This window comes from Streptosporangium sp. DT93 (genome assembly GCF_049844535.1).
GTDB lineage: Bacteria > Actinomycetota > Actinomycetes > Streptosporangiales > Streptosporangiaceae > Streptosporangium.
In genome coordinates this window covers 1-19661 of record NZ_JBNCLF010000024.1, presented here as the reverse complement: position 1 = coordinate 19661, position 19661 = coordinate 1, and the positions used below count along the sequence as shown (strand labels likewise).

Below are 19661 nucleotides of genomic sequence, written 5' to 3'. Positions count from 1 at the left end.
GGGCAGCGGCCCGGCCGGCTCACCTGAATGTAACCTCATGGGCAACTAAAAAATCTTGCTCCGACGGGTGCGCGACAGGGAGTGCGGAAGGCGATGGACACCGAGGGATGGGCGGTCCGTGTTCCCCGGGGATACCGCGTCGGTGACTGGCGGGTCGGCAGGCCCATCTCCACGGGGAGCTGGGCGAGCGTCTACCTGGGAGTGCGCGACGGGGAGAGCGCGACACAGGCGGCGTTGAAGTTCCTGCCCACGGGCACGGTCACCCGGCGGCAACTGGGACACCTCAAGGACATGACGCAGCGGGAGATACGCCTGCACGGCAGGCTGCGGCACGATCGCCTGATCCGGCTGCACGAGACGCTCGTCATCGACGACGCGGGAGATCCCGAGCTCGACGGCGCGTGCGTCCTGGTGATGGACCTGGCGGAACGGTCGCTGGCCGACCTGATCCGGGCGGGTGCCCCCGTTCCCGGCGCGCCGAGGCTGATCGCCGAGATGTGCGAGGGCATAGCGCACATGCACGCCGAGAAATGGGTGCACGGGGACCTCAAGCCCAACAACGTGCTCGTGATGGCCGACGGCTCGGTGCGCCTCGCCGACTTCGGCCTGGCCACCGAGATCGACGGGACCCACGGCTACCTTCCCCCGATGGGTTCGGTCGACCACGTACCCCCCGAGCGCTGGGGCGAGCACGTGAGCGAACGCGGGCACGCCGTGTGGGCCTCGGCCGATGTCTGGGCGCTGGGCGTGACGGCGTGCCAGCTGCTCACCGGCCATCTTCCCTTCGGCGCCCCGACGGCTCGCGCGCGCTACGTCGCCGCCGCCGAGTACGCGGCCGGGGAACGCCCCCTGACGCTTCCGGTCTCGCTTCCCGAGGCCTGGCGTTCCTGGGTGAGCGACTGCCTGACCCCCGACCCGAGGCTGCGGCCCAGCGCGGCGCGGCAGCTCTACCGGGCGCGGCTGCTGGCAGGCACCACCGCGGCCCCACGCCGGCAAAGGGGCGCACGGACGGCGGGGGCGATCGCCGCGGCCCTTCTGGTGCTGACCGGCGTCTCGGGGGCCGGGATGGTCGACTCGTCCGTGGCCGATCCGTTCGGGCGCTGGCTGCGTTCCGATTCCGACATCCCCTCGCGGTACCGCGCGCTGATCGTCGAAGCCGGCACGATCTGCGACGAGCCGGGCCTGAGCCCGGCACTGGTCGCCGCCATCCTGAAGGCGGAGAGCAACTTCGACGAGAACCTGTTCGACGCGGCCGGCAACGAGTACGGCCTCGCGCGCTGGACGCCGTCGGTGCTGCAGTACTACCTGCCCGCCGACCGCCGCGGTGTCATCCTCACCCCGCCCCTGTCACCCGAGGACACCATCCCCGCCGTCGGCCGCTACCTGTGCGTACGGCTGCCCCTGATGGCCGGGGTGCCCGAAGATCCCGGCCTCCTGGGAGCCGCGGCGTTCCGCTCCTCCGACGACGTGGTCCGCCGGGAGAACGGGATTCCCGAACGTGTCCGGCCGTTCGTCGAACGGGTGCGGAAGCACCGGGCCGAATACCAGCCGTGACCGCGCGCAGGCACCGGGCCTGATACGGGCCGTGACCGCGCGGGGAGAACCCCCGATACCGGCCGTGGTCACGCGGGAGGAGGTCGGACACCGGCCGCGATCACGTGATCAGCCGCTTCAGGTGCTCCTCCCGCACCAGGTCGAAACGCAGCGCGACGGAGACCAGCGCGGCGCGTTGCCAGTCGGCCTTGCGCGAGCCGGACGACGCCTTGACGCGCAGTTTCGTACGTGCCAGATAGTCGATGTGAAAGTTGATCGCGGACCGCGTCAGTCCCGCGCAGCCGGGAACCTCGCGTAGCCGCTCCAGCACCTCCGGTGCCGTCGGGATGACCGGGGACGCCGGGTCGAGGAGGCGCGGCTCGCAGAGTGCGACCAGTACGAGAAAGTACTTCGCGGTCTCGTCCAGGGAGAAGCCGGAGACCGTCGGCTCGCCGCCCGCCACGGCCTCGGGCGCGTCGGGGTCGACGAAGCTGTGCTGCGAGGCGAACACCAGGAAGGAACAGGAGCCGCCCGCCACCGGAAGCACCACGCGGGCGAACTCGAACGGCACGGGCGCCGCGACCCGTCGCGGAGCCACCTTGACGAACTCCCCGCCACCCTCGGGATTCTCCACGACCAGGGTGGCGTCGTGGCTGAGGTTGGTGAGCAGCCAGTAGTCATCCCTGGCACGGATGATTCCGGCTCGCCGGGAGACCTCCGGATGGTCGAGGAGGAAATCGACCGGGACGCTCGCCGTCCCGCGACCGAAAACGACCTCGCGACCCGGGGAAAGCTCGACGACGGCCGGTTCGGCGGCAACGCCCTCGGCCTGCAAGAGGATCGTTCGCACCGTTCCGCCTCCACAGCACCCTGGAATCCTCCAGGTTCACAGAATCTCAGCCTATATCGAACGATGCGCCACCCGCCGGATCGTCCTCGGCGTCTCTGTCCGGCCCGGCGCCCTTCCCCGGGCCGGGCGAGGTCACGGACGTCAAGGGCGCGTCCGACCGCCACCGCGTACGAAAACCACCCGAGTTAGGTCTTATGGGCTGATCATGGCGAATGGCATACTGGCCCCGCCAAAACCTTGATTAGGGAGATCGATTTAATGCGCAAATCCTTCAAACCGGCCCTCGTCGCGCTCTCCGTCCTCGCCGCATCCGTCGTCTTCGCGCAGCCCGCAGCCGCCGAGACGCGCCACACCTGCCGGCCGTCCTACGTGACCAACAAGTGCGCCAGCGGCTACACCCCCGCCAGGACCGACCTGCACCGCGTGTGGATCGGCCTCGACACCACCTCCATCGCCACCTGGGAGGTCTGGGACCGCGAGACCGGCGTACGCGTGGGCCGCGGCACGGTCAGCCCGAACAAGAGCTACCGGGGTGCGGTCAACGGCCTCTACGGCACGAAGTACCAGCTGACCATCAAGGCCGACTGGGGCACCTACGGGTTCATCTGCGACTGCTGACCGGCTGTCGCCGCCCGGCCGGGAACCACTCCCGGCCGTGCGTGACCCGCGGCCACCGCGTGACCCTCGCCCGCCGTACGACGGCCGACGGTCACGCGGTGGCCGTACGCGTGTTCAGCCGTCGGGGCTCTCGGAGTCCCCGGAGCCGTCGGAGCCGTCGATCCGGTGGCTCATCCGGCCCGCGCCCCGGGCGAGCCGAGCTCGAACCAGATGACGGTCCCGGTGGAGTCGCGGTGGAATCCCCAACGGGTGGCGAGCTCGTTGACGAGCATGAGCCCCCGTCCGCCCGTGGCGGCCGGCCCGGCGTCCCTCGTACAGGGAACCCCGGAGGCTCCGGCGTCCTGGACGGTGACCAGTACGCCGTGAGGGGTGAACGCCACGGTGACGACGAACTCCCGGGGCCGGTCGTCCGCTCCGGCCTCACCCTCACCGGGGCCGGGCCGAGGGGGCTCGGTGCGAGGGGCCTCGATGTCGGTGGCGGAGTGCTCGACGGCGTTGGTGGCCAGCTCACTGGTCAGGAGCATGGCGTCGTCGAGGAGCGGATGACCGTCCCCCAGGAGCTCGGCGACGAAGTTCCGCGCGGGCCTGACCTGGTCACGGGCGGCGGTGAACCGCTGGGAGATGACGGGCGCATGAGCCTGGGACGCCGACCAGCCGGGTATCCGCCCGAGGTGCGGCGACCACGTTGCGACCGGGAGAGCCGGTCCCGTCACGTCACCGGCCGTCGTCCGGAACCGGTCGGCGAACACGCCGACGAGCGCGGACAGCAGACGCGCGGTCATTCCGCCCCCCTTCCCCTGCGAATTCCCGTGTCGGCCCCGTCCGCCCTGTCCGCCGTATCGGTGTCGGCCACGTCCACCGTGTCGGCCGTGCCGACGTCGGCCGGTGCGCCGGTCGCGGCGCCGACGAGAGGGAAGCTCATACCTGAACCCCTCTCCGGTACGACTCGCGCCTGCCCGTCCAGGGCCGCAGACCCGGCGGCGACTCCTGCCTGTGGGGCGGTACGGCCATCGCGGCCGGACGCGCGTGGCGTCCCCTGCCCGTGGGGGAGCCCGTAGCGGGATGGGCCTGCGCGCGCAGGGGCACGGTGGTCAGCGGGTTCGGCGTGACGTGCCCGGTCACGGGAGCGGGTAGCCGACCACAGAGCCCGAGACGACGCCGGGCGACCATGCGGGTACGGACCTGCGCCGGGGTGGGCTGCTCCCACAGGTGACCGGGCCGATGCGGCAGGCTGGCGGCGTCGTGCGCGTACGGGGGATGGCCGCACCAGCGACACCCGAGCGGCGAGGGCGGCTGCTCGGCATGCCAGCGAACCCTGACGATCTTGATGGTTCCCCTATGGTTGGACACAGGTCGCACCTCCATTGTGCGATCGAGGCTCTGCCCGGCGACGCCATTCGCCTGGCAGGGCCGCCTTCTACGATGTCGCCGACCACGTTCGCGCCGTGGCCGGTGACCGGGTCTCCGTCCCGGGAAGCGTCGGCCGGAAGTGCCACGTCGTCATCGAGATCGGATCGCCCGATCACCCGTATCGACGGCCGTTTCCACACCTGTCGCTCCTTCACGAAGAGTGACGGTAGCGACGCGGAGAGGCAGCGACATCAGCGCGGTTGATACTTTGGCGAGGACGGGAGCCAAGCGCGTCATGGCGGGTTACCGTGAGGCCATGGCCTACTCTGACCCGGCTGCGGAGAGTGTGGGAAGGCGCGTACGACGTGCTCGTAAGCGCGCGGGCATCACCCAGATCGAGCTGGCACGGCGCATCGGCCGCGCGCAGTCCTGGGTGTCCGGCGTGGAGAACGACAGCATCCCGCTGGACTCCATCGCGTTGATCAACACCCTCTCCCGGGTGTTACGCGTCCACCCCAACGAGCTCACCGCGCGTCCCTACCGCGGCGACACCCCGGCCGAGGACCGCGGCCACTCGGCGATCCCCGAGATCCGGCGACACCTGGAGCGCTACGACCTCGACCCCGAATGGGACGGCGAGGTACGGGCCCTGCCCGACCTGCGCGCCGCCACCGAACACGTCTGTCTGTTACGGAGGGAGGCCCGCTACGCGGAACTGGCCGAAGCCCTGCCGGCCCTGCTCTCCGAACTCCAGGCCGCGACCCATCTGTACCCCGAGTCCGATCGGAGTACGGCGTTCGGGCTGCTCTCGACCGCCTACCAGGCGGCCGACTCGGTCGCCTACAACCTCGGGTACGCCGACCTCTCCCTCATCGCCACCGGCCGGGTCCGCTGGGCCGCCGAACGCTCGGGGGACCCGTACCACGGCGCCATATTCGCCTACCTGCGGATACGGAACCTGTGGTCCAGCACCTCGTGGAACGACGCGCTCACCGTGCTCGACACGGCCTGCGCGAGCATCGAGGACGAATACGTGGCGGGTGAGCCCGAAGCGCTGGCCGTCTGGGGAGGACTCCAGCTCCGAGCCGCGATCACCGCCGCTCGCAAGAACGACGCCGCCGAGGCATGGTCACGACACCGGCTGGCCGACGAGGCGGTCACCCGGCTCGGAACACGCCAGCGCACGAACTATTACGAGCTGTGTACGAATCGATCCAACGTCGACATCCACGGTGTCGCCGTCGCGGTCGAACTGGGAGACGGGCCGCAGGCTGTGAACAGGGGGGAGATGGTACGGCTACCGAAGAAGCTGCAGGCGAGCCGCGTCGGGTATCACCATCTCGACTACGCGCGGGGTCTGTTGTGGTGTGGTAAGCGCGAGGCGGCTCTGGCTGAACTGGAGCGCGCGGAGAAGGCAGCTCCGCTGTTGGTGCGTAATCATCCGATGGCCCAGCAGGCTGTACGAACGCTGCTGGACCTTGAGCGATACAGCTACCGGGAGCGAATCCGTCGACTTGGTGTGCGGATGCATATTCTTTAAGATGACAGATCGTATGTCGGATTGCCTACGTTTTGGTTTGCGGTGAAAGCAGTCAGGGCGTGTAGGTAAGACAACTGCTTGGAAGCGCTCAAACTGCTTGGTGGACGGACGAGCTCTTCAGGAGAACAAAACTTCGTATGGGCTAGTGCTGTGCTAATTTCCCTTGCTTTAGGTCGGAGAGTCTCTCAATTTTTCCTAGGTGAAAGCTACGGAAATTCCCATCACTAAATATTGGATTTCAACCACGAGAAAAATTCCTGCTAGAGGCATAGACAGGGGCCTGTCAATATACCTAGGTCGCTTAACACCATGGACGACTATGCTTAACATCTCTTCGCGCTAGCGATAGCTCAGCACGTAGATGTGTTGGGGCCTTGTCGTGAGGTGAAATCGCCGTTGTGGTGCTAAAAGGAAACGGTACATGGGTGAAGGTCACATCCTCAGGAGAGCACTGACTAGAAGGTAGACACCGGGCTGCAGCAGCCTTGTGCGCCACCTCCTGTGAAGATTAGATATCCTAATTGTAACGATGTGCCCGTTTGTCTTCCTGAGCGGCTACCCTTCAAAGGGTGATGGACGAACCGTTGCCTGGCATGGTGATGCCTGACTCTGAGCTAGACCTAGTGTGCAGCCACCTTCGTAATTTGGATCCAGACGGATCACGTATCGGGGCCGTGTTGCGTCGCACCCTTGACATGTTGCTTGATGGCCCAAATACCGGCCGATACAGATGGGAGCAACTCTTCAAGACCGAGAAGACACACTGTGGCACCTTGGTCGAGATCAACCTCCAAAGAGAGTTTAAATTCTCTGATGGCAATAAGCTTGATTACTCAATATGCAATATCGAAGTTGACTGTAAGTACTCGCAAGATCTCGCAAAATGGATGATTCCTCCGGAAGCCGTCAACGAGATCATATTTGGCTTGTGGGCAAGTGACGAGAAAGGGGTTTGGTCTGCGGGAGTTGTTCGCGCGCGCTCGGAGTACCTTCAAGAGAGTGAAGGGAATCGCGACAAGAAGAAACAGCTAAGCAAATACGGAAAAGGCGAGATTCGCTGGCTATTCTCAAATCATGCGTTAGCAGAAAATGCGCTCCTGCATATGCCGAAACTGGACGTCGAGGCTATCTTTTCGAAGCGTTCTGGTCAGCAGCGACTAAACGAGCTACTTCGCCGAGCTCAGGGTCGACTTCTAACTAGGAACGTTATCTATACAGTAGCGACGGGAGATGGAAAGCCCAAACAAGATCCTCTAAAAAGGCTTCGGAAGAACGGTGGGGCCCGGGATCAGCTTCGCGAAGAAGGTATTGTTATTCTTGGCGATTACATAAATCATAAAAATATTGCCATGCAGCTCGGATTACCCGTTCCAGAAGAAAGTGAATTTGTGAGTATTCGTTTGTCGCGCTCACGAAAAATTAATCAACCCTTTGTTTTTCTAGACGGAGAAGAATGGACTGTATGGCAATCGGGTGACCTCATCGAAACAGCTCCAGAGCTCCCTGACCTAAAGCGTCCTTGACTAGTTGCGCAGCACTGCGCCTTCATGTACTAACTTTTAGATCCGAAATATGATTGTATAGAGCTGGCTTCGATGTAAGTTAGTTCCCCCCGGGAGTCACTATTTTTAGAGGTCCCTCTAAGCCCATCCGAATAATTGACTTATTCTCTGGTGCCGGCGGTTTCTCGCTTGGGTTCCACAATGCAAATCTCGGGTATGAAACAATTCTTGCTGTTGAAATAGATAGGTGGGCGGCGCAAACAATCCAAAACAATCTTCATTGCAAGGTCGACTGTTCTTCAATTCAGGATCTGTCTAGTTTTCCTGATGCCGATGTGGTAGTGGGTGGACCACCCTGTCAAGGATTTAGCACTCTCGGAAGTAGGAGAGAGGAGGATCCTCGGAATGAACTCCTTTGGGATTTCATCCGAGTCGTGCGAGGCTTACAGCCTAAAGTTTTTCTAATTGAGAATGTTCCAGGTATCTTGAGTGCTCGGCAGTTCCATAATTTCAAAGCTTATACACTTAGCGATAGCATTTTAAGAAAATATAGCCTGGCCTATAGCGTCCTCAATGCTGCCGACTATGGAGTGCCGCAAAGGCGCTCTCGCGCATTCATTATTGGCATAAAAGGCCAAGAAGGTATTTCTTGGCCGCCGCCAGTAACTCATGCTTCAAATTTATTAAATACTCTTCCTCATCGCACTGTCCGGGACGCAATCGCCGACTTGCCGTTTGAAACGGACGGGTTTGACGTGCGAATAAACGCTTTAGGGGGCCAGCATCTCCATTTCGGGAGAAATCCCACACAAAAATCTTTAGAACGCTACAGAGCAGTCCCTCGAGGGGGAAATCGCTTCGACCTCGCTCGAAATCGCCCTGACTTACTTCCTGAATGTTGGAGAAAAAAGCTCAGCGGTACAACGGATGTTATGGGAAGAATGTGGTGGGATCGTCCATCGCCTACAATTCGAACCGAGTTTTTTAAGCCAGAGAAGGGACGATATCTTCATCCGGAGGCTGATCGGCCCATTACACACCGAGAGGCCGCGCGTCTTCAAGGATTTCCAGATTCGTATGTTTTTGCTGGGAAAAAAATCGAAATCGCCCGGCAGATTGGAAATGCTGTACCCCCTGCCCTCGCGCAGGCAATAGCCATACATATCCATAGTGTCGCCTTTGCGGCCACTAGTCCTGTGGTAGGTGTGCAAAGCTGTATTGGTAGCCACCAGCCGTCAGATAAGTGTCTACTCTGCGTGTGAGACATACATGCCCATCAAGTACTCTTTGCCCTGCCGACAGGTATTCATGATCGTTTAAGGGATCTTGTCGGCCCTGTCGATGTGATTTTGTCGTCCGCTTGCGTTAACGTCGCTCACATGTTCGGACACAGGCTTCAGGGCTGCGACGACGGCGGCGAGTGCATCAGTCAGCGTCTCGTGCTCCCAGACGCGTACGACGCACCACCCAGCAGCATGAAGTGCCGTGTCAGCTGCTCGATCACGCTCAACGTTGCGACGGAGCTTAGGGGTCCAGTACCACTCGTTCACAACCGGTTCGCGACCATGATCAGGGCAGACGTGCCAGAAACAGCCGTCAACGAACACTGCGACCTTCTTCTTGGTGAAGACGATGTCAGGCCGCACTCTCGTACCCTCGAGGTCAAGCCGAAGATCTTTCCGGTATCGGTACCCCCTCTGATGCAGGGCTCTGCGCAACGCCACCTCTGGCTTGGTGTCTGCTCGGCGGTTAGCTCTCATGTTCCGGGAGCGCCCCTCGCTCAGCGGCGCCGGGTACAGCCCCTTCGCATGGGCCTGCCTTCTGGCTTGATCTCTCATACTGTCAGGCATGTTCACCCAAAGCTCAGTCTTCCCAGGGAAGATACATCTAGCAGCATGACCGTGCGATGCGCCGGTCCGAAGGGAGTGCTTCCGCATGGCTCTTGAAGTAGTTGAGATATGCGCTGGTGCAGGAGGGCAGGCACTCGGGCTGCATCGCGCAGGCTTCACTCACCGCCTTGCCTTTGAGCTTGATCCAAATGCTTGTAACACTCTACGAGCCAACAGTAAGCGTCTCAAGACCACCAGTGATGACTGGGTGGTGGAAGGAGATGTAGCTGACTCCTCCATCTGGCAACCGATGACGTTCGCTGGTGTGGACCTACTAGCGGGAGGCGTTCCCTGCCCTCCATTCACAGTCGCCGGCAAACAGCTAGGCGCCTCTGATGAACGAGATTTGTTTGCTTGGGCCATCGAGCAAGTCGAGGTAGTCAGGCCTCGAGCTCTGATGCTCGAAAACGTTCGCGGGTTAAGCATGCCCCGTTTCGCCGGATATCGCCAACATGTTCTAGATAGATTGCGTAGCCTTGGCTATGCCGCAGACTGGCGGCTTTTGCATGCGTCTAAGTACGGTGTACCTCAACTCCGACCGCGTTTCGTATTGGTCGCCATGAAGCCTGAGGACTTCTCCTACTTTCATTGGCCCGAGCCTTCTGAGAAGAACCGCTCTACAGTAGGTGGAGTGCTCAAGCGTCTTATGGGTGCCGAAGGTTGGTCCGGAGCCGAAGCGTGGGCGCGAAAAGCTAATGATATCGCTCCAACCATCGTCGGAGGTTCCAAAAAGCACGGTGGTGCCGATCTAGGACCGTCCCGGGCTAAAGAAGCATGGCGCCTACTTGGTGTTGATGCACTGGGGTTGGCGGACCACGCGCCGCGCACTGATGCTGATATTACAAACCCTGACCGTGGACCCAAGCTAACCTGCGATATGGTTGCCAGGATTCAAGGCTGGGATGACAAAAAATTCGCGTGGGAATTTTCTGGCCGAAAAACTTCCAAGTACCGACAGATCGGAAACGCGTTTCCTCCGCCTGTTGCTATGCAGCTTGGTAAAGCAATCGCTGCGGCACTGAACCACGAAGGACAAAGTCGGTCCGACGATCCAGGTGTTAAAGACGACCCTATATACGTGGCCTTGCGCAAGAATAACGGCTTTATGACAGCTGCTCAGATTCTCCAACAACTTCCATCACCGATCGAATTGCATGATCTGGAGCGACGCATCAGCCTTCTCGGTCATGATTTTCACATAGAGGTTCGGAATGGAAGCAGCGAAACCGTATACAGGCTAGGAAATTTCAAGGCTTTCCTGGGGCAGGAAGATCACGACAGGAATGCGCAGTTCCTTAAAAACAGGGCACGCATCAGTTAGCAGCTTTATTGAAAGTCAATATCGTTCAGGGTTTGCAAGATCTGTTCACGCTCGCGCAAGGGGAGAGCGTGATCGCGCCGGACATTATTTACAATAATAGACCGGACGAGCGAGCGATCGAGACTCAGGTTGTGTAGGGTATATGCATCACCATCGACTAGTTTCTGTGCATCGATGTTGAAGCCAAGTTCACGCAATTCTCTAGTGCGACGCTCGGTATGTACAGAGTCTCCAGTGACGATACGGAGGCGGGCGGCAGATACGGGATTTCCCATGTTCTGATAGAGAACAGAAAAAAGATCTTCATGCACCCGACTTCCATATGGGACTTTTAGATATTTGTCTAAGAGTCTTCCCTCCACCCTCGATATCATAAATGAAGAAAGCTCATTGCGTAGTGCATGAAATTCGGGACAACTGTCTGAAATTTGATCTCTCACCAAAGCTTGCATTGAGCTAGCTAGAACCCGCTTTACATGTAGGTACGAGTCTAATAATTCGTCTGAAGAGTCTCCTGCTAAAAGGTGAGCTCTCAGGTTGTCAACAGCGCGGACGGCATCTTGATGTGCCCTCGATTCTTCAAGCGTCTCCGTTGCTCGGTCAATTTCTTCATAGGTTGCTGTGCTAATTTGTGCATTAAGATACTGATGAGCTCCTTTGAAAAATTGTGCTGATTGTAGTATTCGTAATTCGGTACCTGCGCGCGCCCATAGCTCATCTGACAGCATCGGCCATGGTCGGGCAGCACGTCCCGGCTCAGCTGGCTCATACCAATCATCCTTCTCATCAGATGATACAAAAATTATGCGCCTTGGCGTAGGTAGTTGCTCAGCATATTCGATAATTTCTTCCCAAATTAGATAGTCTCCAGCCCGGTTGAGATCTGTTTCTTTCGAGGAGTCAGAAAAGCCTGGAGGAATCTTGTTCGGGAATCTGTATGCGATTGCTTCGTTAACTCGCTCGCGAACAACGCCGGGCGGCACTGGAGATGCTATTTGGTTACCATACAGATCTGCAACTATAGGGAGTATGTGATCGTCGGAGTCAATCGATCCGAGCGCTAGATCATGCTTATCTTTAAGGTCTTTGATCCATTTTCGGAGATCTTTTTTTATGTCTATGAGAGCGGCATCTATTGACTGCTGAGTTATTGACTCTGATAATTCTTGACCAACTTCATAGTTCCATGCATACTTAACATATAGACGACCAACCTCATCGCGGGCAGCAATCACAGACTGTCGGGCTGCAGTCATTCTCTTGTCGATATCACTAAGCGCTTCATTGAGCGAGCGCGTCCTTGCCGCTATTACGCCGTGTCGGCGCCGGACAAATTCTAGTCCAACTTGGTAGGGAAGCCATAGTCGTGACTGCACGCGCCTTAAAGCGTCGATGACCTCATCCCTGGCAGATATATGCAGTTCATAGAGACTCAGAAGAACATTGGTATCTAAGACGATCAAGGCGTGCTCGAAAAATTCACGCCCCTCTATGTCGGCCTTTATGTCCCCTGGTTGCTGTAACCAAGTTTTATACTGAGAAAGCAGCGGCGCATCGCTTCCAACCCCCATTCTTGTCCTCCGTCAATCTAGATACGCGTCCCTGAGCCGTCGCAGACATGGTGAAGTTTAACATGTCTAGGTATACACGATTAAGAGAATACTTCGTACCAGTGACGGTTCTTCAGGGCTCTTGTCCCGTTCGGGTGACTTGGCGCTCCTGAAGAGTGGCGATGGCCTTGTGTAGCTCACCTGCCCTGTCGAGGGATTAGAACTCAGAACACGTCATATCTTGAACTGAGCATTCGCGTGCCCGCCTGTGCTGTAAGAGGCGGTTCTGGGGGGGGGCGGTTGAGTCGTTTCGAGGATTCAGGCTTCCCTCTATTTGGCATAACGGTTGGACTTTAAATTTCTTAGTAGCCCTTGCTGGCTGACTACTCCAGAGAGGGCAGGATGCTTTGGCTTTGAATGCGCGCTGTCAGATGCGGTTCGGCCTTGGGGGCATGGTGGTAGACCCTGTTAAGGGCCGATCACTCACCGACCAGACGGTCGAGGACGCCGTCCTTCCCTGGCAGGACGCAGGGTCCCGGCATTAGTCGGCGTACGGACTCGCGGTGAGCCGAGAGGGTCAGTGTGTCCGGCGGGGTGGACCGGGCGGGCCGAGTTGGGACCTGCCCGTCTGACGTTTGCGGTCGCCGACCGTTGCTCAGCGTCCTCGCCGTCCTGTCGACCATCTCTGGCGTACCGACCCCGGTCGGCGGTGTGCTGTCCCCGTGGTGTGGCTACCCGGCGGCCGCCCCGTTCGTCGGGACGGCCCCGTCCTCGGGCCGGGGTTCGTCGAAGGAGCGGTGGCAGTGCAGCAGCAGCTCTCGTAGTGCCGGGCTCCTGGTCGGTGCGGAGATCAGTGCCAGCACCGCGGGCACGTCGGCGTCGGTGATGGGGACGGTCCGCAGGGTGTCGCAGGAGGCGACCATGGACGCGGAGAGCACGGCGACCCCGAGCCCGCGTTCGGCCAGGTCGATCACGGCGGTGGGGGCGCTCGCCTGCAGGGCGATGGCCGGTCTCAGGCCACGGGCGGCGGAGACCTGGTCGAGCACCGCGCGGATGCCGGTCCCCTCGGGCAGGCAGACGATCGGGTACGCGTTCAGCTCGGCGAGCGTCACCCCGTCACGTCCGGCCAGGGGGTGACCGGCCGGTACGGCGGCGACGATCGGCTCGCTGATGATCTGCTGGCTGTCCAGGTCGCCCGGCGGCCGGTCGGCGGCGCCGATCAGCGCCAGGTCGACGGTGCCGTCGCGGACGTACTCGACGAGCCTGCGGGAGTCGTCCTCGATCAGGCTGATCTCGACCCCGGGATGGGCGAGGTGGAAACTCGCCAGCGCGTCGAACAACGGGGTGACGGTGCACGCGGTGACCATGCCGACGACGAGCCTGCCCCGGACGAGCCCGTTCATCTCGTCGACGGCGTTCCGCAGCGACTCCGTCGCGGCCAGCACCGACCTCGCGTGGTCGAGCACCACCTCGCCGACCGCGGTCAGCGTGGCACTGCGGCCGGAGCGGTCGATGAGCGTCGCCCCGAGGTCGTTCTCCAGCTGGCGGATCTGGGAGCTGATCCCGGGCTGGCTGATGTGCACCAGCTCCGCGGCCCGGGTGAAGTTCGCTTCCTGGGCGACGGCCAGGAAGTACGTGAGCTGCCTGATCTCCATAAGTGCTGATTATAGTTCTCATCCGGATGATTGATTGGACTTATCGTCGGCCCGTGACGAGACTCGTTCCGTAGGCATGCGGACCGCAGGAAAGGAACACGGTGTCCGAGAACGAGAAGGCAATGAAGCCCGAGGACCTCACCCGTCTCTTCGTCGAGCGCGCCAACGCCGGTGACGCCGCCGGCCTCGCCGCCCTGTACGAGGAGGAGGCCGTCATGGCCTACCCGCCGGGCGGCGTGACGGTGGGCCGGGAGGCCATCCGCCGGCTGTGGGAGAAGGTCCTCGGCAACGCGCCGCGCTTCGAGCGGGAGCAGCCGCTGCCGACGCTGGTCTGCGGGGACATCGCGCTCACCTCGACCCCGCCCAGGGACGGTGCCGGTGCCCGCGCACAGGTGGTCCGCCGCCAGGCCGACGGCAGCTGGCTGCGCGTCATCGACCAGCCGGAGTTCCGGACGCCCGGGAGCTGAGGGCCGCGGAGGAGAACGGTGACGGCACGGCCGGGGGACGGTTCCGGGAGGACGACGTCCATGTGATGACGGTGACCGCACGGCCGAGGGGCGACTCCGGGAGGACGGCGTCTACGTCACGACCGTCTCGTCGGCCCACTCTGTGACGCGGCGCAGCAGGGTGACGGCGACCGGAGGCGGGTCGGGGAGAAGGACGGTCGCGTGGAAGGCGTGGAGCATGCCCTCGTAGACGTCGAGCCGGACGTCCCCTCCCGCGGCGGAGGCCGCCTCGGCGAAGCGCCGCGAGTCGTCGAGCATCACCTCCTTCGAGCCCACCACGAGCAGGAGCGGCGGCAGCCCGCGCAGGTCGCCGTGCAGGGGGGACTGGGGTGCCCGGTCCGGCCGTTCCCCGTTCAGATACTGGGTGCGGACGTGTTCGAGCACGGCCCGGCCGACGACGTCCTGCCCGTCGTTGGCGTCGATGGACGGGCTGGAGAGGGTGAGGTCGGTCTGCGGGGAGACGGCCAGCGCCGCGGCGGGGAGGGGATCGCCCGCCTCCTTGAGGACCAGCAGCGCCGACAGCAGCAGCGTGCCCCCGGCGGACTCGCCCGCCAGGATGATCCGCGACGCGGGCACGCCCTGGTCGAGCAGGCTCCGGTAGGCGGCAACCGCGTCGTCGAGGGCGGCCGGATACCGGTGGGCCGGGGCGAGCCGGTAGTCCACCGCCAGGACGGGACGGCCGGTCGCCCGCGACAGGCGGTAGGCCATGAGCCGTTCCAAGTGGGGGTTCGTGTACTCGAATCCGCCTCCGTGGAGATAGATCGTGACCCCGTTCTCGACCGTGGCCCGGCCTGCGGTGACCCAGGTGCCGGGAATGCCGCCGGTGTGCGGCAGGACGGGGGTGAGGTGGGCGTCGCCGGGCAGGTCGGGGGGAGAGGAGTGCAGGGTCATGAGCCGCGACAGGACCTCGGTGCTGTCGTCGGGCGTGCCGGGGATGCGTGTGACGTTCACGATGTGGGGTTCCTTTTCCGGGAGCGGACGGGCATCGGCCCGCTCCGGGCATGGTCGAGATCGGTGGAGGTACGCGGCGAGAACAGCGGGACGTCAGCCGTTCATCGACCCGTCGAGCGTGAATCCGCTGGATCCGGGCGCGTCGGGTTCGGGAAGGCTCGGGAGGGCTCGCGGGTGGCGGTGGTGCTGGGCACCACCGGGCGCGGGGGCGGCGCGCGGGCGCTGTGCGGTCAGCCGCTGCCAGTGAAGTGTGAACTCACGACGTCATCCCCTTGCTGCGGCGCCTCCATGCCACCGCCGTCCTCCCGGCCGGTGGCACGCGACATGCCCGTCATTACAGGGCTTCACGACGAACGCTGTCAAGGCGCGGCACCCCGTCGCCGTTCCGTTCGCGTCACCGGAGAAGGGCCCGGCCGGGCCGCGGTGGCCGTACGGTCGGGTGATGAGGGTCGAAGATCGGAAAGCTGGCGGTGAGGAGAGGAGCGCCGGACGCCGCGCCTGGAACCGGAGGTGGGGCCGGGGCGCGCCGGGCGGCAGGTTCGGCAGATCCGGTAGGTCCGGTGGGTCACGGCCGCGCGGGTGGGTTCTCGCGTCGGCCGCGGTGGTGGTGGCGGTGGCGATGGGGTTCCCCGGCGTCGTGCCCAACGCCGTGGGCAATCTCGGCAGCCTGCTGGAGACCTTCCTCCCCTGGACCGGCCTGGCCGTTCCCGTATTGCTGGGACTGGCGCTGCTGCGCCGCTCGGCCCTCGCGGCGGTGGCCGTGGTGCTGCCCGCGGCGGTCTGGGGCGTGGTGTTCGGCGGGCGGTCGCTGCCCGCCGACCGGGAGGCGGCGGGCGACCTGACCGTGCTTCAGCACAACGTCGGCGAGGAGAACCCCGACCACGGGGGAACGGCGCGAGCCCTGGCACGGGCCGGGGCCGACCTCGTCGCCCTGGAGGAAGTGACGCCCGCCGTCCGGCCCGTCTACGAGCGCGTCCTCGCGTCCGGCCACCCCCACCGGGCGGTCGTGGGCACCGTCGGCCTCTGGTCCCGGTACCCGCTGGCGGACGCGCGGCCGGTGGACATCAGGCCGGCGGGCGTCGGGCCCGACTGGAACCGCGGGCTGCGGGTCACCGCGCGGACACCGTACGGCGACGTGGCCGTGTACGTCGCCCACCTTCCCTCGCTCCGCGTCCGGCTGCCGGACGGGTTCGGTTCGGGCCGCAGGGACGAGAGCGCCGCCGCGCTGGGCAGGGCCGTCGCCTCGGAGACGCTGGACAGGGTCGTCCTGCTGGGCGACCTCAACGGCACCCTCGACGACCGGGGCCTGGCCCCGCTCACCTCCCGGCTGGCCTCGACACGGAAGGGATTCGCCTTCACCTGGCCCGCGACCTTCCCCCTCGCCCGCATCGACCACGTCATGACCCGCGGGGCGAACCCCGTCGCCGCCTGGACCCTTCCCGCGACCGGCAGCGACCATCTGCCGCTCATGGGCCGCGTCGACCTCTGACACCCGCGGGCGGCCGCGCGGATCCACGCGACGTGCGCCCGGCACTCCGGGGAGCTCCCGCGCACCCGCGTCGATGAAAGTTTCATCGGCCGGCACCGTTCATCAGGGTCACCCGGCCGTGGTGGCGGTGCGGCGTTGACCGGTCCCGTCCGGGGTGTGACGTTCCTTGAAGGGGTCATCATCGAAGGGGGAACATCAATGCGAGTAACCACATGGCTGGCCGGTTGGGCCGGCGGAGGGGCGACGGCCGTCGCGCTCCTCTTCCTGGGGGCCGGAACCGCCACGGCCGCACCGGCACCGGCACCGTCACCGGCACCCTCCGCCTCTCCCGCCTTCCCGTGCCGTACGGGACCGCAGACCCCGGCGCCCTCCAGCACCCCGCCGACCGCGCCGGGAACGCCGACGGTCGTGAACGTCACGCTCAACCAGGTGCACCTGAGCTGGGCCGCCTCCGTCGATCCGCACGGCATCGCCTGCTACTACGTGTACGAGAACAGGAACGGCACGGCCGTCCGGGTGGCCACCTTCCAGCCCGCGGTTACCGAGGGGAGGGTCTACCTTTCGTTCCCCCCGAGCCACGTCGCCTCGGAGGTCCACCACCTGTACGTCGTGGCCGTCGACACCAAGGGCGAGGTGAGTGCCCCGTCCGCGACGGTGGACGTCACGATCTACAACGACCTCCCCCCGGTGCCCGGCAGTTGCGAGGTGACGTACACCTCCTGGCCGTGGAGTGCCGGGATGAGCACGAACATCAGGATCACCAACACCGGCTCCGCGACCTTCACCGACTGGCGGCTCGCGTTCGCCTTCGCCGACCCCGGCCAGCGGGTGACCTCCGGCTGGTCGGCCACCTGGTCGCAGACCGCGAGCGCGGTGACGGCCGTGGCCCAGCCCTGGAACAAGGACCTGGCTCCCGGGCAGTCGCTGCTCGTCGGCTTCCAGGGCACCCACACGGGCGCCAACCCCCCTCCGGGGGCCTTCCTGTTCAACGGGATCGCGTGTGCTCGGTCGTGAGGGAGGGGCCGGCCCGGTGACACGCCCCCGCTGAACGACCAGGGCCCGTCCGACGGGCGGAACCGAAGGTCCGGGCCGGCTGACAGCGCGCCACCTCGTCACTCTCGCGGGGGTGGGGGATGTCGGGCGGTCGTTACCGCCGACGGTGTCGCCGACGGTACGCCGTATCCGGATTCAAAAGACGGTCTTGCATATCGGTGATCACTGGTTGAAGATCAATATGCAGCGGTAATTCCCCACGGGGGTCCAAAGGAAGGTCCAAAGCATGAGTTTCGTGAAAAGAGCGGTCGTCGGCGTCGCGAGCTTCGCCATCGCCGGAACGGTCTTGTCCTTCGGCGGCGTGGCCCACGCCGAAAGCAAGTTCTACGGCGGTTATTCGGACGCCGGTACCTGCAACTACTGGAGGTACGCGGTCAGGGACTCGGGATACCAGGTGACGTCCTGTACCTGGTCGCAGCCCAACAAGTGGCACTTCACGGCGTGGCGGTAGCACCCCTGGCGGACCCGCCGTGAACCAGGCGCGGTCCACGGGCCCGGCCCCTCGAGGGGCCGGGCCCTTCGCGTTTCCCGGCGAGAGCGGCGTCCCGGCGGTCACCGCCCGTGGCATCGCCATCCGGCGGCTGCCGGGGGCGCCTGCGGCCACCACGGCAGGAGCGCCTCTCAGGGAAGACCGTGCGGGCCGGAGCCGTCACGCCGCCGGAGTACACGGAGCGTCACCGTGGAGCGGTGCGGGAACGACGTCCACGGCATCGTGACAAGCGAGCCCGCCCATCCGAAACCGGATCGGCCTCATTTCTCCCGGCTTTCCCGGTGATTGAACAGAGTCGTTCCCCATATGGCCGCGACGTCGAGAACACCGAATTCACCGGGGAAAACAGGGATGTTCGGTCTTCGCCCGGAGATCTCATCCGGGGATTGGACCGATTCACCTTTTGTGAGGTGAACGCGCGGGACTCCCCACTGTCCCGCGCGGCCCCCGGCCCGGGTGGTCCCGGTCACCGTGGTTCCGGACCTGGTGATGCGGTACGTGATCTGCGCACCGCCCCAGAAGTGGAAGGTCAGGGTGACGGGGCCGTCGTTCACCTCGGCGAGGAACTCCGGCTTCAGGGTGATGGTGTTCGCGGTGTGGTCGGGCCCCTCTCCGTCGAATGGGTGGGGGTGGTGGTGGTGCCGCAGATCCCACACGAGAGGGGAAGCGGCTGTCAAGGATCGGAAACATCGCCGTATCGCGGGTCCGGGACCGCCGGCCGATCCACCTGGTTCTATCGCGCGGGCCGGGTCCGCGGGCGACGGCCTCCGATGAAACGTTCACCCGTGCTCCCAGCTGGAAGAGGGCCACGGCGAAACTTTCACACCGTCGATCCTGCTCCGTACGAGCGATGAGGCGCAGGCAGGAGGGACGCGATAACCGAAAGTTTCGATCGGCCTTGACAAGTTTCGGACATGTTTCCACACTGAGGCATCAAGACGGCCCCCTCCGCCGGATCGTTCGGCGAAGGGCCGCGTCCTTGACGCCTGGTGGTGGTCGCCCGGAGCGGGCGCGGTGTCGAGCCCGCGGGGGAACGTCCCCGCCTTCCCTTCACCCGTACGTAGTTATGGAGGCTCAGGAATGGGCGCAATCGCCATACCCCCGCCCCGGTCCCGGCTGCGCCGGGCCATGGCCGTCGGCGCGCTCAGCGTGTTCGGCGCCGCCACGGTCCTGGTGGCCACGATGAGCTCGGCCGACGCGGCCGCGTCCACGCTCGGTGCGGCGGCTCAGCAGAGCGGACGCTACTTCGGCACCGCGATCTCGGCGGGCAGGCTCGGCGACCCGACCTACAGCGCGATCGCCGCCCGTGAGTTCGACATGATCACGGCCGAGAACGAGATGAAGATCGACGCCACCGAGCCGAA

At 63.8% G+C, this 19661-nt stretch carries 20 protein-coding genes; 11 read left to right on the top strand and 9 right to left on the bottom strand.

The window, feature by feature from the left end:
* The first annotated feature begins 93 nt into the window (after positions 1-93).
* Entirely contained in the window at positions 94-1554 is a 1461-nt protein-coding gene (locus ACLQ2R_RS34495; RefSeq protein WP_425965607.1) for a protein kinase domain-containing protein, read from the top strand.
* A gap of 100 nt (positions 1555-1654) precedes the next feature.
* Here the strand turns inward: ACLQ2R_RS34495 and ACLQ2R_RS34490 are convergent, their stop codons facing one another.
* Complete coding sequence (locus ACLQ2R_RS34490) at positions 1655-2383, bottom strand: hypothetical protein (protein WP_425965606.1); 729 nt, start codon at positions 2381-2383, stop codon at positions 1655-1657.
* A gap of 258 nt (positions 2384-2641) precedes the next feature.
* Here ACLQ2R_RS34490 and ACLQ2R_RS34485 point away from each other — a divergent pair, with 258 nt between their 5' ends.
* Positions 2642-3001 carry a hypothetical protein gene (locus tag ACLQ2R_RS34485; RefSeq protein WP_425965605.1) on the top strand — a complete coding sequence of 120 codons (360 nt, stop codon included), beginning with the start codon at positions 2642-2644 and terminating at the stop codon, positions 2999-3001.
* A gap of 170 nt (positions 3002-3171) precedes the next feature.
* On the opposite strand, the gene ACLQ2R_RS34480 is transcribed toward ACLQ2R_RS34485, so the two are convergent.
* From ACLQ2R_RS34480 to ACLQ2R_RS34470, 3 genes are read right to left on the bottom strand one after another with little or no spacing between them, the layout of a single operon-like run.
* A complete protein-coding gene (locus tag ACLQ2R_RS34480; RefSeq protein ID WP_425965604.1) occupies positions 3172-3783 on the bottom strand; it encodes an ATP-binding protein in 612 nt (203 codons plus the stop codon).
* Entirely contained in the window at positions 3780-3923 is a 144-nt protein-coding gene (locus tag ACLQ2R_RS34475; protein ID WP_425965603.1) for a hypothetical protein, read from the bottom strand. Before ACLQ2R_RS34475 ends, ACLQ2R_RS34480 begins: the two co-directional genes overlap by 4 nt.
* Entirely contained in the window at positions 3920-4351 is a 432-nt protein-coding gene (locus ACLQ2R_RS34470; protein WP_425965602.1) for a hypothetical protein, read from the bottom strand. Before ACLQ2R_RS34470 ends, ACLQ2R_RS34475 begins: the two co-directional genes overlap by 4 nt.
* Positions 4352-4667: 316 nt before the next feature.
* Here ACLQ2R_RS34470 and ACLQ2R_RS34465 point away from each other — a divergent pair, with 316 nt between their 5' ends.
* The 3 genes from ACLQ2R_RS34465 to ACLQ2R_RS34455 all read left to right on the top strand — a co-directional run bounded on the left by ACLQ2R_RS34465 (position 4668) and on the right by ACLQ2R_RS34455 (position 8655).
* On the top strand, positions 4668-5891 hold the full coding sequence (locus ACLQ2R_RS34465) for a helix-turn-helix domain-containing protein (RefSeq protein WP_425965601.1): 1224 nt from the start codon (positions 4668-4670) through the stop codon (positions 5889-5891).
* A gap of 572 nt (positions 5892-6463) precedes the next feature.
* Positions 6464-7414, top strand: a complete 951-nt coding sequence (locus tag ACLQ2R_RS34460; protein WP_425965681.1) for a NaeI family type II restriction endonuclease — start codon at positions 6464-6466, stop codon at positions 7412-7414.
* Between the two features lie 101 nt (positions 7415-7515).
* The gene (locus ACLQ2R_RS34455) at positions 7516-8655 is read left to right on the top strand and encodes a DNA cytosine methyltransferase (protein WP_425965680.1); all 1140 of its coding nucleotides are present in this window, start codon (positions 7516-7518) and stop codon (positions 8653-8655) included.
* Between the two features lie 54 nt (positions 8656-8709).
* Here ACLQ2R_RS34455 and ACLQ2R_RS34450 read toward each other — a convergent pair whose 3' ends face one another.
* Positions 8710-9243 carry a very short patch repair endonuclease gene (locus tag ACLQ2R_RS34450; protein ID WP_425965679.1) on the bottom strand — a complete coding sequence of 178 codons (534 nt, stop codon included), beginning with the start codon at positions 9241-9243 and terminating at the stop codon, positions 8710-8712.
* A gap of 85 nt (positions 9244-9328) precedes the next feature.
* Between ACLQ2R_RS34450 and ACLQ2R_RS34445 the strand changes: the two genes are divergently transcribed.
* Entirely contained in the window at positions 9329-10603 is a 1275-nt protein-coding gene (locus ACLQ2R_RS34445; RefSeq protein WP_425965600.1) for a DNA cytosine methyltransferase, read from the top strand.
* Between the two features lie 5 nt (positions 10604-10608).
* Here the strand turns inward: ACLQ2R_RS34445 and ACLQ2R_RS34440 are convergent, their stop codons facing one another.
* The gene (locus ACLQ2R_RS34440) at positions 10609-12174 is read right to left on the bottom strand and encodes a PIN-like domain-containing protein (protein WP_425965599.1); all 1566 of its coding nucleotides are present in this window, start codon (positions 12172-12174) and stop codon (positions 10609-10611) included.
* Between the two features lie 710 nt (positions 12175-12884).
* The gene (locus ACLQ2R_RS34435) at positions 12885-13808 is read right to left on the bottom strand and encodes a LysR family transcriptional regulator (protein ID WP_425965598.1); all 924 of its coding nucleotides are present in this window, start codon (positions 13806-13808) and stop codon (positions 12885-12887) included.
* Positions 13809-13909: 101 nt separating this feature from the next.
* Here ACLQ2R_RS34435 and ACLQ2R_RS34430 point away from each other — a divergent pair, with 101 nt between their 5' ends.
* The gene (locus ACLQ2R_RS34430; RefSeq protein ID WP_425965597.1) at positions 13910-14275 is read left to right on the top strand and encodes a YybH family protein; all 366 of its coding nucleotides are present in this window, start codon (positions 13910-13912) and stop codon (positions 14273-14275) included.
* 111 nt (positions 14276-14386) lie between these two features.
* Here the strand turns inward: ACLQ2R_RS34430 and ACLQ2R_RS34425 are convergent, their stop codons facing one another.
* Positions 14387-15265, bottom strand: coding sequence for an alpha/beta hydrolase (locus ACLQ2R_RS34425; RefSeq protein WP_425965596.1), 879 nt, complete (start codon positions 15263-15265; stop codon positions 14387-14389).
* 619 nt (positions 15266-15884) lie between these two features.
* Between ACLQ2R_RS34425 and ACLQ2R_RS34420 the strand changes: the two genes are divergently transcribed.
* The 3 genes from ACLQ2R_RS34420 (at position 15885) to ACLQ2R_RS34410 (ending at position 18258) form a co-directional block, all read left to right on the top strand.
* Positions 15885-16754 carry an endonuclease/exonuclease/phosphatase family protein gene (locus tag ACLQ2R_RS34420; RefSeq protein ID WP_425965678.1) on the top strand — a complete coding sequence of 290 codons (870 nt, stop codon included), beginning with the start codon at positions 15885-15887 and terminating at the stop codon, positions 16752-16754.
* Positions 16755-16952: 198 nt separating this feature from the next.
* A complete protein-coding gene (locus tag ACLQ2R_RS34415) occupies positions 16953-17768 on the top strand; it encodes a cellulose binding domain-containing protein (RefSeq protein WP_425965595.1) in 816 nt (271 codons plus the stop codon).
* Positions 17769-18033: 265 nt separating this feature from the next.
* On the top strand, positions 18034-18258 hold the full coding sequence (locus tag ACLQ2R_RS34410; protein ID WP_425965594.1) for a hypothetical protein: 225 nt from the start codon (positions 18034-18036) through the stop codon (positions 18256-18258).
* Positions 18259-18557: 299 nt separating this feature from the next.
* On the opposite strand, the gene ACLQ2R_RS34405 is transcribed toward ACLQ2R_RS34410, so the two are convergent.
* Complete coding sequence (locus ACLQ2R_RS34405) at positions 18558-18953, bottom strand: hypothetical protein (protein ID WP_425965593.1); 396 nt, start codon at positions 18951-18953, stop codon at positions 18558-18560.
* 424 nt (positions 18954-19377) lie between these two features.
* On the opposite strand from ACLQ2R_RS34405, the gene ACLQ2R_RS34400 reads away from it, so the two are divergent.
* On the top strand, positions 19378-19661 hold a 284-nt coding region (locus ACLQ2R_RS34400; RefSeq protein ID WP_425965592.1), incomplete at its 3' end, for an endo-1,4-beta-xylanase.